Raw genomic sequence first — 15,762 nt, forward strand, 5'->3', positions numbered from 1 at the left:
AAGCGCCGTCCGGCTCTACTGCACTTCGTAGCCGACTTCCTCGCTCGCATGGCAGAGCGCTTTCCAGAACGAGCGGGCAAACGAGCGGAACACATAGATGTCGAACTGATCGGCGCCCGTGCGCTGAATCTGCGCGAAGATGTCGTGATGCATGGTCGAGCGGCCGGCGCCGATCGGGAAGGCCGGCAGCGCGAAGTCGATGGCGAAGAATTTCGCCAGCACCCACTCGGCCTTCGGCCCGGCGATGCGCATCGCCGTGCGGCCGTGCGAAAGATCGGTCACCGTACCGATGGCCGAAGTGACGACATCGGCAAAGGCCGGCGCCAATCCCTCGGCTTCATCGACCACAGTGAACTTTCCCGGCGCAAAGCCGAACACCGACCTGGCGCCGTTCGTCACACCGCCACCGGCGCCGTCGGGCAAAGCCAGGCCGGTGACCGCATGGATGCGGGCCATCAACGTCTTCTCCTCGCCGGGCCAGGCGGCGAGCTGCAGGATCGACCCCGGCCTGGTTTCGGAGAGGATGATTTCGACACCGTGCTCGAAATTGCCATGCGAGCCCGGATGCAGCACCGGCTCAAGCGGTGATTGGCGTTCAACCATGCATGCGGCTCCCGTCCGGATCGAAGAAATGGTTGGAGACGATCTCGACCGGCCCGAACCGGTTGCGCAGCGGGTCCGAGACATAAGCGCGCGAGCCTCGCCGCGCCTTGCCGCCCTTGACCAGGGCAAGCGCGATATATTTGCCCAGCGCTGGCGAATAGCAGCAGGCGGTGATGTGGCCAAGCGAGCCGTGCGGATTGGCTTCGTCAAGCTCCTCGACGATGTGTGCGCCGCCATTGAGCGGCTGGTTGTCGAGCGAAACAATACCGACGAGTTCCAGGCGGTCGGGCGCGATCAGCCCCTCGCGGTCCATCATCGCCGAACCGATGAACGGCTTCTTCTTCGACAGCATCCAGTCGAGATGCAGGTCGCGTGCCGTGGTACGGCCGTCGATCTCGGCACCGGTGACGTGGCCTTTCTCGATGCGCATGGTGCCCAGCGCCTCCAGCCCGTAGGTCACCAGCCCGAACGGCTTGCCGGCTTCGATCAGCGCCTCCCAGACATGGGTGCCGTAGCCGGCGCCTGAATAGATCTCGAAGGCCATTTCGCCGGAGAAGGACAGCCGGCAGATCATCACCGGCACGCCGGCGATTTCGCCGTGGACGATGCCCATGAAGGGCAGGGCGGCATTGTCGACGGCGGTGCTGCTGACGCAAGCAGCCAATATCTGCCTTGCCTTCGGCCCGCCGATGGCGGCACCGGCCCATTGGTCGGTGACCGAGGTGACGTGGACTTTCAGCGCCGGCCAGATCACGTCGAGGAAATACTCCAGATGCTGCATCACCTTGCCGGCATTGGCGGTGGTGGTGGTCATCAGGAAATCCTGCTCGCCGAGGCGCCACGTGGTGCCGTCGTCAAAGGCGAGACCGTCCTCGCGCAGCATCAGCCCGTAGCGCGCCTTGCCGACGGCCAGCGTCGAAAACATGTTGGTGTATACGCGGTCGAGGAATTCCGCCGCGTCGGGGCCTTGCACCGCGATCTTGCCCAATGTCGAGACATCGACGATGCCGGCGCTCTCGCGCGTGCCTCTCGCTTCGCGCACATAGGCCTGCTCGATCGTCTCGCCGGGATGGCCGTAGATCATCGGCCGATACCACAGGCCGGCGGAATACATGGTGGCGCCATTGGCGACGTGCCAATCATGCATCGGCGTCAGCCGCTCGGGCTTCAGATCGCCGAAGCGTTCGGCGGCTAGCGAGCCGATCGACACCGCCGAAAAGGGCGGGCGAAAGCGCGTCGTGCCGACCTGCGGGATCGGCTTGCCCAGCGCCTCGGCCATGATGGCGAGGCCGGGTATGTTGGAGCTCTTGCCCTGGTCGGTTGCCATGCCGAGTGTGGTGTAGCGCTTCAGATGCTCGACCGAGACGAAGCCTTCGCGATGCGCCAGCCGCACGTCGTCCGCCGTCACGTCATGCTGGAAGTCGACGAAGCTTTTTCCTTCGGCCTTGATCTCGAACACCGGCGCCGGATCGGGATCGCCAGGTGCTGCCTCGACGGCAGGCAAGGCCGCCGGCGTGGCGGTTGCGCCCGCAGCGGAAAGACCGGCGGCGCGACCTTCGGCGATCGCCTCGGCGGTGGAGAAACTGCCGGTGAAGGCGCCGGCGCCGATCCATTGCCGTGTCGTCGGCTTGGGCGGCAGGAACGCTTGCAATGCTTCGTTCCATTCCGCTTTAGCTCCGGCCTGGCTGGCCAGATGAATGGTCGGCGACCAGCCGCCCGACATCAATAGGCAATCGGCGTGGATGCTGCGCGCATCGCCGGAAAGCGCGCCGTTGACCATGTCGAAGCGCTGCACCTTGAAGCCGGAAAGCGCCTTGCCGCCCTCGGTGGCGATCACCGCGTGGCCAGAAAGGATCTCGGCCTCGGTCTCGCCGGCCAGCTTGCGCATTTCGCTCGAAAGCTCAGGGCGCACGTCGATGATGGCGACGACCACGGCGCCGGCCTTCTTCAGCGCCAGGGCCGCGCGATAGGCGCTGTCATTGTTGGTGAACAGCCCGATCCTGTCGCCGGGCAGCACGCCATATTCAATGGCATAACGCTCGGCAGCATGCGCCAGCATTACGCCTGGCCGATCATTGCCTGGAAAGACCAGCGGACGCTCCAGGGATCCGGTGGCCAGCACCACCGACTTGGCGCGGATCGTCCAGTAGCGATGGCGCGATTCGCCCTTGCCGGGCGTTTCCTTGTGGTCGGTGACACGTTCGAGCGCGGCAAGCGTGTTGCCGTCATAATAGCCCCAGACGGTGGTGCGCGGCAGCAGGCGGACATTGTCACGGCCTTCGAGCTGGCCAGCGGCGCGCGCTGCCCAGTCGGCGGCCGGCATGCCATCGATCGTCTCGCCCGACCAATTGGCCGAGCCGCCGAAATGCGGCTCGAGCTCGGCCAGGATGACGCGTGCACCCTGATCGGCAGCCGCCCTGGCGGCCATCAGCCCCGCCGGGCCGGAGCCGACTACCAGCACATCGCAAAACGAGTTAATGCGTTCGTAGCGCGCCGTATCGGGAGCCGTGCCTGCCTTGCCCAGGCCGGCGGCACGGCGGATGAAATGCTCACAGAACATCCAGAAGCGAGTGCCCTTCAGCGGACCGATCACCGGTCCCATGAAGGTCTTGTAGTAGAAGCCGGCCGACAAAAGCTTGCCGCCGAGCTGGTTCACGGCACTGACGTCCCAGGCAAGCGAAGGGAAGCGGTTCTGGCTGATTGCGGCCAGCCCGTCATAAATCTCGACCATTGTGGCGGGGATGTTCGGCTCGCGAACCTCGCCCCTCAACACTGTGACCAGCGCGTTCGGTTCCTCGACGCTGGCGGTCAGCACGCCGCGCGGGCGATGATATTTGAACGAACGCCCAAACAGGGTGACGCCGTTGGCCAGCAGCGCCGAAGCCAGCGTGTCGCCGGCATGGCCGGTATAAGGCGCGCCGTCGAAGGTGAAACGGATGGTCCGCAGCCGGTCGATGCGGCCCCCGGCCTCTGTACGGCGCGGGCTCATGGCTTGTCCTCGGCCCGGTGCCGCGCAACCGAGTTGTGGTCGCCGCGCGCGAACGCGGTGCTGGAGATCTCATGCGTCAGCGTGTTGCGCACGACCCTGAGATGGGCGCGGCAGCCGCCGGAATGCTGCCAGATCTCATTGTGGTCGCCGGCTGGATTAAGCCGGTCGTAGACATAGGCGTTCCAGGCGTCGAGGTTCTGCGAGGCGGGCTGTGGGCGCTGGCGATTGCCGTCGCCCTGATAGGTGAATTCGATCACGTCGCGCGGGCCGCAATAGGGGCAGGTGATGAGCATGGATCTCTAACCTAATGCAGCCGGGGCGTGGCGCCCTGGCCCTTGTCGTCGATCACCAGGCCACGGTAGAAGCGGTCGAGCGTGAAGGCCGCGTTGAGACCGTGCGGCTCGTCCTTGGCAATGGTCCAGGCAAAGCACCAGCCGGAAGCCGGCGTCGCCTTGAAGCCGCCATAGCACCAGCCGCAGTTGAGATACATGCCCGGCAGCGGACCGGTGGTGATGATTGGCGAGCCGTCCATCGACATGTCGCAGACGCCGCCCCATGAGCGCAGCATGCGGACACGGGCCAGCCCAGGGAACAGCGCCAGCATCTCGCTCATCACCTCATCGACGATCGGCAGGCTGCCGCGTTGGGCGTAGCTGTTGTAGCCGTCGAGATCGCCGCCATAGACAAGGCCGCCCTTGTCCGATTGCGACATATAGAAATGGCCCATGCCGAAGGTCAGGACCGTATCGATGAACGGTTTTAGCGATTCCGTGACGAAGGCCTGCAGCACGTGGCTCTCGATCGGCATCGTCTCGATGCCGGCAAGCCGCATGACCCGCCCGGTGCTGCCGGCAACCGCGACCGCTACCTTTTTTGCGCGGATTTCGCCGCGCGTTGTCGTGACGCCGGTGATGCGGTCGCCGTCGCGCAGGAAGCCGGTGACCTCGCAATTTTCGATGATGTCGACGCCGCGGCGATCTGCGCCGCGCGCATAGCCCCAGGCGACGGCGTCGTGGCGGGCGGTGCCGGCGCGCCGCTGCATCAGGCCACCGACGATCGGGAAACGCGCGGCGGCTGAGACGTCGAGCGCCGGCACCAGGCGCGCGATTTCGGCCGTTGTCATCAGTTCGGCGTCAACGCCGAGATGGCGCATGGCGTTTCCGCGCCGGGCATAGTCGTCGAGCTGAGCAGGTGTGTGGGCGAGGTTCAGGCAGCCGCGCTGCGAGAACATGACGTTGTAGTTGAGGTCATGGGCCAGGTTCTCCCACAGCTTCATCGAATGCTCGTAAAAGCGCGTGTTGGCCGGCAGGAGATAGTTGGAACGTACCGCCGTGGTGTTGCGGCCGACATTGCCGGAACCGAGCCAGCCCTTCTCCACCACGGCGACATTGGTGATGCCGTGCTCCTTGGCGAGATAGTAAGCGGTCGACAGGCCATGGCCGCCGCCACCGATGACGATCACGTCGTAGGACGCCTTCGGGTCGGGCTTGCGCCAGGCCGGCTTCCAGTCCTTGTTTCCGGTCAGCGCGTTCTTGAGAAGCGAAAAGGCCGAATATTCCGCCATTCTTATTGTCATCCATTTCAGGCTTTGCGGCAGACTATAGAGCAGGCTGCCAACGCAAAGCCAAGATTGCGCCATCGCTTTTCGACTCCCCGACTTCGACTGGATTGGCCGACTTCGACTGGATTGGCCGACTTCGATTGGCGGACTTCGAAAACGAGCCGCCTGGGATGACTTGCCCCGTGATATGAGCGTCTTTATCAAGGACGTGCTTCAAAACTGCCGCTGCCGCCCGCGAGTCGCCAGAAAAATCATGTTCTTTCGTTTACTCCGCCTGGTCCTGATCGCTGCACTTGTTGTCTCGGCGCCGCCGTCGTTCGACGCGATGGCGCAGGCGCTCGGGCAGGGTGCCGCCGGGCTGGTCACAGACCAGCAGAAGGTCATCCAGAGCCTGACGGCCAAAACCGACGATCTCGAGAAGAAGATAGAGCAGGATGGCCAAGACGATGCCACCCTCGTGGAAATCCGCCTGCAATTGGAGGATCTGTCGCGGGCGGCGCTCACCAGCGCGCTGGCGTTCCGCTCGCGTCTCGGCGATATCAACGATCGGATCGAGACGCTGGGACCTCCGCCGGCCACGGGCCAGCCGGCCGAGCCCGACATCGTGACCGGTGAACGCCAGGCGCTGGCTTCCGAAAAAGCCGAGATCAACGCCGTCATTGCCAGCGCGCAGAACCTGTCGATCCGCATCAGCGGGCTGATCGAGAAGATCGGCAACATGCGCAGCGAGCTGTTCCGCAATCAGCTCACCAAGCGCTACGTGCTGTCCGATGCATTGAGCCCGGAGGTCATCTCCGATGCCAACGACGAATTTACCAGTTTCTACAAAGCGGTGTCGTCCTGGCTGAGCTTCGCCTTCAAGTTCAAGTTCCAGGCAATTCTTGCCGCGACGTTGATGGCGCTTGCGCTGGCCGCCGTGCTTTTTGTCGGCGGGCGGCGCCTGTTCGGCCGCGTCTTCGAAGCCGATCCTTCCGTCGAAGATCCATCCTATCTCAGCCGCCTGTCGGTGGCGTTCTGGTCGACATTGCTGCCGTCGCTGGCGGTTGGCGCCTTCCTTATCTCGACGGTCTTCTTCTTCAATTATTACAATGTCTTGCGCGGCGACATCGGCATCTTCCTGAATTCGCTGGTTGCCGTTATCGCGGTGGTGTTCTGCGTCAACCGGCTGACCAATGCGGCGCTGGAACCGCGATTGCCGAACTGGCGTCTGATCCCTGTCGAAACCGGCCCGGCGCGCTGGCTGGTGCGGCTGACGACTGCCATGGCCGTCGCCATCGGCATCAATTATTTCCTGTCGGTCGTCAACGACAAGATGGGCTCGCCGCTATCGCTGACCATCGCCAGAAGCTTTGTCGCCACCATCAGCGTCGGCGTCATCCTGATCCTGATGGGGCTGCTGAAGCCGTTCAAGGCTGCCGACGGGAGCTGGCGCCCGTGGCCGGCATGGCTGCGCTACACCGCCGTCGCGCTAGGGCTATTCACCATAGCGTCGGCGCTGCTCGGCTTTATCGGCCTTGCTATTTTCGTCTCGGTGCAGGTCGTGGTTACCGGCACTATCCTGGTCACCGCCTATATCGGCTTCCTGTCGGCGCGGGCGATCGGCATGGAAGGTGGTTTCGCCAACACTTCGATCGGGCGCTGGCTAGCGGCCAATTCAAGCTACGAAGAGACCGCGCTCGACCAGCTCGGGCTTGTCGTCAGCGCCGCCATCAACATCATGATCGTGCTGGTGTTCCTGCCGCTGATCCTGTTGATGTGGGGCTTCCAGCCCGGCGACATCCAGGCCTGGGCCTACAAACTGGCGACGGGCCTCACTATAGGCTCGGTGACGATCTCGGTCACCGGCATCCTCACCGGCGTCGTCGTCTTCATCATCGGCTATTTCCTGACGCGCTGGTTCCAGGGCTGGCTCGACGGTTCGGTGATGGCGCGCGGCCGGGTCGACACCGGTGTGCGCAATTCGATCCGGCTGGCGGTCGGCTATGCCGGCGTCGCGGTCGCGGCACTGGTCGGCATCTCGGCGGCCGGTATCGACCTCTCCAATCTCGCGTTGGTCGCCGGCGCCCTGTCTCTCGGCATCGGCTTTGGCCTGCAGAATGTCGTCTCCAACTTCGTCTCGGGCCTGATCCTTTTGGCCGAGCGGCCGTTCAAGGTCGGCGACTGGATCGTCGCCGGTGACATCAGCGGCACGGTCAAGAAGATCAGCGTGCGCGCCACCGAGATCGAAACGTTCCAGCGGCAGTCGGTGATCCTGCCCAATTCAAACCTGATCAACAATGCGGTCGGGAACTGGACGCACCGCAACAAGCTCGGCCGCATCGATATCAAGGTCGGCGTCGCCTATGGCAGCGACATCAAGCACGTGCATGGCGTCCTGTTGGAGATCGCGCGCAGTCATCCGCTGGTGCTGAAAAACCCCGAACCCTTCGTGCTGTTTTCCAATTTCGGCCCGGCCGCGCTCGAATTCGAGATCCGCGTATTCCTGGCAGACGTTCTTAGTGGCAATATCGTCCAGAACGACATCCGCTTTGCCATCTTCGATGTGTTCGCCGACCAGCATATCGAAATTCCGTCGACACCGCGCGCCGTCGTCGAGACCAAAAAGCACGAAGCGTGGCCGATCGACGACGACAAGATCGAAGTCGAATTCGTCGAGCGGGAACAAGCAAAAGCACTGGCGGCGGTCGAGGCGAAACGTCTCGCCAAGTCGGGACGCAAGGTGCGGAAGCCCGATCCTGACTAGCTGTTTGGAGCTTGCCTTCAAGCCTTCGGAAACCAATTGCGGCATGAATGCGGCATTCAGTTGCCGTTCAGCTTGCATTGCATATAAGCTCACCTGCAAACGGCGAGAATGCCTTGCGAAATGCAACAGAGGCGGTGGCAACACCGATACTGCAAAATGTGGAAGTCTCTCGTCGGCGCCATCGCTTTTCTGGCCGTGGGCGGTTCGGCCCATGCCGCCAGCGCGGTCAACAAGGACGCCGAGACCCGCACCCTGATCGTGACGGAAGGCGGCGGCAAGACCGAGCTGGCGCTGGCCGCCGGCGAAACCGTGGAATTTTGCCCGAGCGGCTGTTTTGTTACCTTGCCGAATGGCGACCTCGAGGCGCTTACCGGTTCGGAGACGATTGAGATCTCGGGCGGCGTCGCGCGCATCAAGTAAAGTCGACGCCATGATTTTTGAAGGCCGGGCAAACGCCCGGCCTTTTATTTGCTTCCGGTAATCGGCGATGAAGGTATGCACTTTTCTTCGAAGCTGCGCAGGGGCGGGCTCTAGCAGCGCCTTCGTACCGAGCAGGGCGAAGGCGTAGGTCTAACTGCATTCGACAGGCTGGTGGCGCGGGCTTTTTTGGCGATGTCGCAAACAGGCTGCAAGCGCGGCGCCGCGCCGCCCTATAGTCTGCTCGCAATAGCATCTTGGAGTCGCGGGCAATGGCAGGGTTTCCGGAAAAGGCGAAGGTCGTCATCGTCGGGCTGGGCGGCATCGTCGGCGCATCGGTCGCCCATCACCTGATCGAGCGCGGATGGGACGATATTGTCGGCATCGACAAATCGGGCATCCCGACGGATATTGGCTCGACGGCGCATGCCTCCGACTTCTGCTACACGACCAGCCATGATTTCCTGTCGTGCTGGACGACGCTCTATTCCATCGATTTCTACGAAAAGATGGGTCACTACGCGCGCATCGGCGGCCTCGAGGTTGCCCGCGTCGGCGACGACGCCCGCATGGCGGAGATCAAGCGCAAGATCGCCTCGGCGAAGGCCTTCGGCACACGCGCCCGCCTGATCGATCCCGCCGAGATCAAGGAAAAATTCCCGCTGATCGAAGAACAGATGGTACAGGGCGGCCTGTGGGATCCCGACGCCGGCCTCGTCATCCCGCGCTCGCAGACCGTCGCCGGCAAGCTTGTCGACCAGGCGGAAGCTTCCGGCAAACTCAGGGCGTTTGCCAATACGTCGGCCAGGTCGCTCGTCATCGAGAACGGCCGCATCAGGGGCGTGGTGACAGACCGCGGCACCATCGAAGCCGACTATGTCGCGGTCTGCACGGGCATCTGGGGACGGCTGATCGCGGAAATGGCGGGCGAGGACCTGCCGGTCATGCCGATCGACCATCCGCTTACCTTCTTCGGGCCGTACACCGAGTTCGCCGGCACCGGCAAGGAGATCGGCTGGCCGCTGCTGCGCGACCAGGGCAACTCGGCTTACATGCGCGATACCGGCGACCCAAAGACCGCCGAAGGCGGGCAGATCGAATGGGGCTATTACGAAGAGACCAATCCGCGCCTTTGCCATCCGCGCGATCTTCTCGAGAAAAACCAGGCACGGCTTTCGCCGTCGCAACGCGATCTCGACATGGAGCAGATCCTGGCGCCGCTCGAGCGCGCCATGGAACTGACGCCGATCCTGGGCGAGCTGGGCTACAATGAGAGCCATTCCTTCAACGGCCTGCTGCAGGTGACGGCGGACGGCGGCCCCTCGATGGGCGAAAGTCAGAAGGTCAGGGGCCTCTGGTATGCCGTTGCCATCTGGGTCAAAGACGGCCCCGGCATGGGCAAGCTCATCGCCGACTGGATGACGGACGGCCGCACGGCGATCGACCACCACGCCATCGACTATTCGCGCTTCTATCCGCACCAGACGAAAGAACAGTTCATCTGGGATCGCTGCACCGAAACCGCGATGAAGGTCTACAACCCGGCGGTCCATCCGCGCGAGCCCTTCTCCAAGGCTCGCAATGTCCGCCGCTCGCCCTTCTGGGAGCGCGAGAAGGAACTCGGCGGCTATTTCATGGAGCTCGGCGGCTGGGAGCGCGCCCATGGCTACGCCGCCAACGAGCATCTGCTCGAGAAATACGGCAACCGGGTGCCGGTGCGCCAAAACGAATGGGATAACCGCCACTTCTGGCGCGTCTCGAACGCCGAGCATCTCGCGATGAGCGAGGATTGCGGCATCGTCAACCTGTCGCATTTCGCCATGTACGACGTGGAAGGCCCGGACCATGTCGCGCTGATGGAATGGCTGTGCGCGGCAAAGATCGGCGGCGACGGCAATATCGGCAAGGGCATCTATACCCATTTCCTCGACGAGGAAGGCATGGTGCGCGCCGACCTGACCGTCATCCGCATGGCCGACCGCTGCCGCGTCATCGACGGCGCTGATGCCGGGCCGCGCGACTTCCAGTACATGCGCCGGACGGCAGAGGACAAAGGCTTCGACGTTACCGTCACCGATGTGACCGAGAGATATGTGACCGTCGGCATCTGGGGTCCGAACGCGCGGGCAACATTGGGCAAGGTCGTGGAAAACCCCGACGGACTGACGCCTGAGAATTTTCCCTTTGCCGCGATCAAGCCCGTCAGGATCGCCGGCAAGGACGTGACCGCCTTCCGCATCTCCTATGTCGGCGAGCAAGGCTGGGAACTGCATATGCGCTACGAGGACGGCCTGGCTGTCTGGGACGCGCTGCGGTCGACCGGCGTGATGGCCTTTGGCGTCGAGACCTATGCCAACAGCCGCCGCATGGAGAAGAGCCTGCGCCTGCAGAATGCGGACCTCTTGACCGAATACAATCTGCTGGAAGCCGACCTTGCCCGTCCGAAAGTCAAGGAGGCCGATTTCTGCGGCAAGGCAAAGCATCTGGAATATCGCGCCCGGGTGCATCAGCCGGCCATGCTTTGCACGCTTATCATGACGGACAATACAGATTCGAATGGTGTTCCCCGCTATCCGGTCGGCACGATGCCGGTGATGGACCCGCAAACCGGTGAGACGCTCGTCGACGAGCTCGGCCGCCGCTCCTTCACGACCTCGGTGGCCTATGGTCCGACCCTCGGCAAGAACATCGCGCTCGCCTACCTGCCCTGGGCGTATTGCCAGGAGGGCCGCAAGCTGAGCGTCGAATATTTCGGCGAGAAGTACCCGGTCGAAGTGGCCGCCGTCGGCTACAGGCCGCTCTACGACCCGGAGAACCTCAATCCGCGCAGCTAAGCGTTGCTTGCCTGCCGATTCTCCACACAGGCAAGCCGAGCAGTGCCAGCAGGACCTGAATGAGAAGCCCGATTCATCGTCGGGCTTTTCGCTTTGTGGAGCGATGATTCTCGCTTACCGTCGCGCTGCGATTGGGGGTGCCTTTGCGGCGGATCGGCTGGGACAGAAAAAACGATACGCTTGTGTTTCAGCTGAACCGGAATATCCCGGTTCGCGTCAGCTGGACCTTCGCAATTCCCATTGTGCTGCCCTTCCTGAACGAGTGGGCGAGCCGACCCAAGGATGCACTGATCCATACCTCTATCTTTGCAGCGCTTCTGTTTGCGTCGATATTTCTGCACGAACTGGCACACGCCTGGATCGGACGCCGACAGGGCGTCGCCACCGACAGGATAGAATATATCTCTTCGGCGGGCTCACGCGTTTCAAACGCGCCGCAGCGCCATCGCCTGCCTGGGCGCGGATTGCGATAGCGGGTCCCCTGGCGAACGTCGCGCTCGCCGCGTTTTTCGATGCGGCCTATTATCTGGTTTTTGGAGAACTCATCCCAGTTGCGCCCGAAAGGCCAATTCGGGTGGCTGCCGTCAAGGTCGGTCGGTCCTCTGGTATGGACGCTTTGGATTGGCGCATTGTTGAACGTGTCACTTATCATTCTCAACATCCTGCCCGCCTACGATCTGGATGGCGGCGCGATTGCAAGACATTTGTTCCTGAGACGCTTCGGCGTCCGCCGGGCCGCGCAGATCGTCGGCATCTGCGGCATCGTACTTTCAATTCTGCGTTTTGCGATCATCTTGCCTGCCGCGGTTGCAGGTATTCTGTTGTGGCTTCCGCCGTCATTCAAGCCGAACTGGAGGGCAGCGCGCGGAGTCGGTGCTAGAAAACCGAAGCCGGACCCATCCTCCGAGACGGATGTCGAGAAGGCCGTGGAGTGGCGGGGACGGGGCGGGCACCGCATCCACAAATGAAATTCGTTTTCCGGCGGTTCGCAAAAATGTGACCGAATGAGCCCGGCTCTCCACCGGGCTTTTCTCTTTGTCGATCGGCGATTTTCGCTTACCGTGCGGCATGGCTGGTTTTGCCCGTGCAAGACATCTCGTCTCGGGTGCCGCCGCGCTGGCGTCGGTGCTATGGCTGACTGCAAACTCCAGCGCCGCCGAGCCGGTCGACGTCGAACTGGTGCTGGCAGTCGACGTTTCGCTGTCCATGTCGCCGGACGAGCTCGAAATCCAGCGTCATGGCTATGCGGCGGCGCTGACGCATGACGATGTCCTGCAGGCAATCGGCGAAGGCACTCATGGCAAGATTGCCGTCACCTATGTCGAATGGGCTGGCGCGACCTGGCAGCAGGTCGTCGTGCCGTGGACGGTGATCGCCAATCGTGCCGACGCCGAGCGGTTGGCAGCGCAGCTTTCCGCTCATCCGCCGGCCAGTGCCAGGCGCACCTCGATCTCCGGCGCGCTGGAATTCGCCAGCGATCTCTTTGCTGAAAGCGGCTTCCAGGGCGTCAAGCGGGTGATCGACATTTCGGGTGACGGCCCCAACAACCAGGGCGCACCTGTCGATATCACCCGCGACGCCGTGATCAAGCAAGGCATCACCGTCAACGGCCTGCCGCTGATGACCAGGGGCGGGTTCAGCAGCGCTTACGATGTCAACAATCTCGACCGCTACTACAGCGACTGCGTCATCGGCGGGCCGGGCTCCTTCATGATCCCGGTCAATGACTGGACGCAGTTTCCGGAGGCCATCCGCCGCAAGCTGGTGCTGGAGCTTGCCGGTCCGGCCTCGCCGCAGCGAGCGGCGGAAGAGGCGGCGCATCCGCCATTGGTGCTGGCACAGGACATCCCCGTCACCGACTGCCTGGTCGGCGAAAAAATGTGGCGCGACCGCAGCTGGATGTACAACAGCCGCTGATGGCGGAGTTTGCTGTCGATGGTGACATACCGCAGTGCAGCATCTGCTTCATTGACAAGCCTGCGGGCGTCTGTGACACAATTCCCCATCCGAACACATAAAAGGGGAACCCACATGAACAGGATCGGAATTCTTGCCGCAAGCTTGACGCTTGCCGTCGGATTGTCCGCGCCGGCGATGGCCGCCACATCGGTCAGCATCGGCATCAGTGGATGGACCGGCTTTGCGCCGCTGACGCTCGCCAAGCAGGCCGGCATCTTCGAAAAGCACGGCCTCGACGTCACCTTGAAGAAGGTGCCGCAAGCCAGCCGGCCGCTCGCCATCGCCAGCGGCGACCTGCAATGCGCCGCCACCACGGTCGAGACCTGGCTGGTCTGGAACGCCAATGGCGTGACGACCAAGCAGATATTCCAGCTCGACAAATCCTACGGCGCCGACGGCATCGTCGCCCGCAACGACATCAAGACCGTCGCCGATCTCAAAGGTAAGTCGGTCGCGTCTTCGGCGCCGGGCACCTCGCCCTATTTCATGCTGGCCTGGGTGCTCAACAAGAACGGCATGTCGACCAAGGACGTGACGGTCGTCAACCTGGAGCCGGATGCGGCGGCGCAGGCGTTTCTCGCCGGCCAGAACGATGCGGCGGTCACCTATGAGCCGTTCATCTCGGCGGTGCGCGAAAAGTCCGACCAGGGCCATATCCTTGTGACCACTCTCGACTATCCGATGGTGCTCGATACGGTCGGCTGCACGCCGGAGTTCCTCAAGGCCAATCCGGATGCGGGCAAGGCGCTTGCCGACAGCTATTTCGAGGCACTCGACCTGATCAAGAGCGATCCGGCGAAATCCTATGAGACGATGGGTGCCGACGTGAAGCAGTCGGCCAAGGAATTCGAAGAGTCGGCCAAATACCTGAAATGGGCCGACAAGGCTGAAAACAAGCAGTTCTTCACCAAGGAATTCCAGGACTTTTCCAAGACCGCCGGCGAGCTTCTGCTGCAGATGGGTTTGATCAAGGAAGCGCCTGACGTCTCGACATTGGCCGACACCAGCGCCGTCGCCGACTAACCGGCAGGATTGTCGCCCGGCGGCGGCGCGTGCGCCGCCGCTTTTTCATTCAGATCAGAGGACGGTCGAAGATGCCGCGCCCCTTGCATCCGGTCTCGCCGGGCATTCGAACCGTGCTCGGCATTTCGTTCTTCGTGCTGTTCGTGGCGTTCTGGGCGTGGATCACGCTTGGCGGCCACGTCAATCGCATTTTCCTTGCCGATCCGCTGTCGATGGTAAGAGACGGTTGGCGGCTGCTGGTCGAGGACCGCTTCTGGGTCGACATCCTTATCACCATCTGGCGCGTCTTCGGCGGGTTCCTGATGGCGGCCATCGTTGCCGTGCCGCTCGGCATCGTGATGGGTGCCTGGAAGCCCGTGGAGGCGTTCCTGGAGCCGTTCGTCTCCTTCGCCCGCTATTTGCCGGCATCGGCCTTCATCCCGCTGCTCATCCTGTGGGCGGGCGTTGGCGAGCTCGAAAAACTGCTGGTGATCTTCGTCGGCTCGGTGTTCCAGATTATCCTGATCATCGCGGTCAAGGTCGGCGGCACACGGCGCGACCTGGTCGAGGCGGCCTACACGCTTGGCTCGTCCGACAACGGCATCGTGCGGCGCGTGATCATGCCGGCCAATGCGCCGGAGATTGCCGAGACCCTGCGGCTGGTGCTCGGCTGGGCCTGGACCTATGTCATCGTCGCCGAGCTGATCGGCTCGTCGTCGGGCATCGGCTACATGATCATCAACAGCCAGTCGCGGCTGGCGACAGGGCAGATCATCTTCGGCATCATCGTCATCGGCCTGATCGGGCTGTTGTCCGATTTCGCCTTCAAGGCGCTCAACCGTTGGCTGTTTCCATGGAGCCTGGCGTGAGCAAGCTGCTCATCGAAGGCGTCTCGCGCACCTTCGCCGGTGTCGGCGGTGGGCAGCCGGTCAAGGCGCTGATGCCGATCGATCTGGCGGTCGCCGCCAACGACTTCATCACCATCCTGGGGCCATCCGGCTGTGGAAAGTCGACGCTGCTCAGGATCGTCGCCGGCCTCGAAGCGCCGAGTGGGGGACGTGTTCTGCTCGACGGCAGGGTGGTGGACCGGCCCGGTCCAGACCGCGGCATGGTTTTCCAGTCCTATACGCTGTTTCCGTGGCTGACGGTCGCCGAGAACATCGCCTTCGGCCTGCGCGAACGTGGAATGGCCGAGCACGACCGCAGCGAAATCGTCGCTTCTTACGTCGATCTCGTCGGGCTGAGAGGTTTTGAAAACCATTGGCCGAAGCAGCTTTCCGGTGGCATGCAGCAGCGCACCGCGATTGCCCGGGCACTGGCCAACGATCCGGAGATCCTGCTGCTCGACGAGCCGTTCGGCGCACTCGACAACCAGACCCGCGGGCTGATGCAGGAACTGCTTCTCGGCATCTGGGAGCGGCGGCAAAAAACGGTGCTGTTCGTCACCCACGACATCGAGGAGGCGATCTTCATGGCGTCGCGCGTGGTCGTGATGACGGCAAGGCCGGGCCGCATCAAATCGGACGTTGCCGTCGACCTGCCGCATCCGCGCCACTACACGCTGAAGACCAGCCCGGAGTTTTCGGCACTGAAGGCGCGGCTGACGGAAGATATCCGCGTCGAGGCGATGCGCACGGCGCAGATATAGTCGGGT

Annotated in this window: 13 protein-coding genes; 9 read left to right on the forward strand and 4 right to left on the reverse strand. The window is 63.0% G+C overall.

The features are described from left to right. Positions 1 to 15 precede the first annotated feature (15 nt). The 4 genes from NKI18_RS05275 to NKI18_RS05290 are packed head-to-tail and all read right to left on the reverse strand — an operon-like array spanning position 16 to position 5,156. Positions 16 to 603, reverse strand: coding sequence for a sarcosine oxidase subunit gamma (locus NKI18_RS05275; RefSeq protein ID WP_352617566.1), 588 nt, complete (start codon positions 601 to 603; stop codon positions 16 to 18). Beyond that, entirely contained in the window at positions 596 to 3,592 is a 2,997-nt protein-coding gene (locus NKI18_RS05280) for a sarcosine oxidase subunit alpha (protein ID WP_352617569.1), read from the reverse strand. Before NKI18_RS05280 ends, NKI18_RS05275 begins: the two co-directional genes overlap by 8 nt. After that, a complete protein-coding gene (locus NKI18_RS05285; RefSeq protein WP_023676536.1) occupies positions 3,589 to 3,885 on the reverse strand; it encodes a sarcosine oxidase subunit delta in 297 nt (98 codons plus the stop codon). The genes NKI18_RS05280 and NKI18_RS05285 overlap by 4 nt, the downstream gene beginning before the upstream one ends. Before the next feature lie 11 nt (positions 3,886 to 3,896). Beyond that, a complete protein-coding gene (locus NKI18_RS05290) occupies positions 3,897 to 5,156 on the reverse strand; it encodes a sarcosine oxidase subunit beta (RefSeq protein WP_352617571.1) in 1,260 nt (419 codons plus the stop codon). 250 nt (positions 5,157 to 5,406) lie between these two features. Here NKI18_RS05290 and NKI18_RS05295 point away from each other — a divergent pair, with 250 nt between their 5' ends. The 9 genes from NKI18_RS05295 to NKI18_RS05335 all read left to right on the forward strand — a co-directional run bounded on the left by NKI18_RS05295 (position 5,407) and on the right by NKI18_RS05335 (position 15,756). After that, positions 5,407 to 7,896, forward strand: a complete 2,490-nt coding sequence (locus tag NKI18_RS05295; protein WP_352617572.1) for a mechanosensitive ion channel family protein — start codon at positions 5,407 to 5,409, stop codon at positions 7,894 to 7,896. Between the two features lie 156 nt (positions 7,897 to 8,052). Further along, a complete protein-coding gene (locus NKI18_RS05300) occupies positions 8,053 to 8,316 on the forward strand; it encodes a hypothetical protein (protein ID WP_352617575.1) in 264 nt (87 codons plus the stop codon). A gap of 269 nt (positions 8,317 to 8,585) precedes the next feature. Then, positions 8,586 to 11,147 (forward strand): GcvT family protein, encoded by a 2,562-nt coding sequence (locus NKI18_RS05305; RefSeq protein WP_352617577.1) that lies wholly within the window; start codon positions 8,586 to 8,588, stop codon positions 11,145 to 11,147. A 143-nt stretch (positions 11,148 to 11,290) separates the two neighbouring features. Further along, entirely contained in the window at positions 11,291 to 11,620 is a 330-nt protein-coding gene (locus tag NKI18_RS05310) for a zinc metalloprotease (RefSeq protein ID WP_352617580.1), read from the forward strand. Positions 11,621 to 11,698: 78 nt separating this feature from the next. Next, positions 11,699 to 12,115, forward strand: coding sequence for a site-2 protease family protein (locus NKI18_RS05315; protein WP_352617583.1), 417 nt, complete (start codon positions 11,699 to 11,701; stop codon positions 12,113 to 12,115). Between the two features lie 100 nt (positions 12,116 to 12,215). Continuing rightward, positions 12,216 to 13,064, forward strand: a complete 849-nt coding sequence (locus NKI18_RS05320; protein ID WP_352617586.1) for a DUF1194 domain-containing protein — start codon at positions 12,216 to 12,218, stop codon at positions 13,062 to 13,064. Positions 13,065 to 13,178: 114 nt separating this feature from the next. Beyond that, positions 13,179 to 14,129: an ABC transporter substrate-binding protein gene (locus NKI18_RS05325; RefSeq protein WP_352452114.1), complete on the forward strand. Its 951-nt coding sequence runs from the start codon at positions 13,179 to 13,181 to the stop codon at positions 14,127 to 14,129. A gap of 71 nt (positions 14,130 to 14,200) precedes the next feature. Next, positions 14,201 to 14,977 (forward strand): ABC transporter permease, encoded by a 777-nt coding sequence (locus NKI18_RS05330; protein WP_352617592.1) that lies wholly within the window; start codon positions 14,201 to 14,203, stop codon positions 14,975 to 14,977. Continuing rightward, on the forward strand, positions 14,974 to 15,756 hold the full coding sequence (locus NKI18_RS05335) for an ABC transporter ATP-binding protein (RefSeq protein WP_352617595.1): 783 nt from the start codon (positions 14,974 to 14,976) through the stop codon (positions 15,754 to 15,756). The genes NKI18_RS05330 and NKI18_RS05335 overlap by 4 nt, the downstream gene beginning before the upstream one ends. Positions 15,757 to 15,762: the final 6 nt, after the last annotated feature.

It is taken from the genome of Mesorhizobium sp. M0800, assembly GCF_040320095.1.
GTDB lineage: Bacteria > Pseudomonadota > Alphaproteobacteria > Rhizobiales > Rhizobiaceae > Mesorhizobium.

Excerpts from the sequence above, each read along its gene's own strand:
- NKI18_RS05275 (WP_352617566.1), bottom strand. The coding sequence starts at position 603 with ATGGTTGAACGCCAATCACCGCTTGAGCCGGTGCTGCATCCGGGCTCG.
- NKI18_RS05280 (WP_352617569.1), bottom strand. The coding sequence starts at position 3,592 with ATGAGCCCGCGCCGTACAGAGGCCGGGGGCCGCATCGACCGGCTGCGG.
- NKI18_RS05285 (WP_023676536.1), bottom strand. The coding sequence starts at position 3,885 with ATGCTCATCACCTGCCCCTATTGCGGCCCGCGCGACGTGATCGAATTC.
- NKI18_RS05290 (WP_352617571.1), bottom strand. The coding sequence starts at position 5,156 with ATGGCGGAATATTCGGCCTTTTCGCTTCTCAAGAACGCGCTGACCGGA.
- NKI18_RS05295 (WP_352617572.1), top strand. The coding sequence starts at position 5,407 with ATGTTCTTTCGTTTACTCCGCCTGGTCCTGATCGCTGCACTTGTTGTC.
- NKI18_RS05300 (WP_352617575.1), top strand. The coding sequence starts at position 8,053 with ATGTGGAAGTCTCTCGTCGGCGCCATCGCTTTTCTGGCCGTGGGCGGT.
- NKI18_RS05305 (WP_352617577.1), top strand. The coding sequence starts at position 8,586 with ATGGCAGGGTTTCCGGAAAAGGCGAAGGTCGTCATCGTCGGGCTGGGC.
- NKI18_RS05320 (WP_352617586.1), top strand. The coding sequence starts at position 12,216 with ATGGCTGGTTTTGCCCGTGCAAGACATCTCGTCTCGGGTGCCGCCGCG.
- NKI18_RS05325 (WP_352452114.1), top strand. The coding sequence starts at position 13,179 with ATGAACAGGATCGGAATTCTTGCCGCAAGCTTGACGCTTGCCGTCGGA.
- NKI18_RS05330 (WP_352617592.1), top strand. The coding sequence starts at position 14,201 with ATGCCGCGCCCCTTGCATCCGGTCTCGCCGGGCATTCGAACCGTGCTC.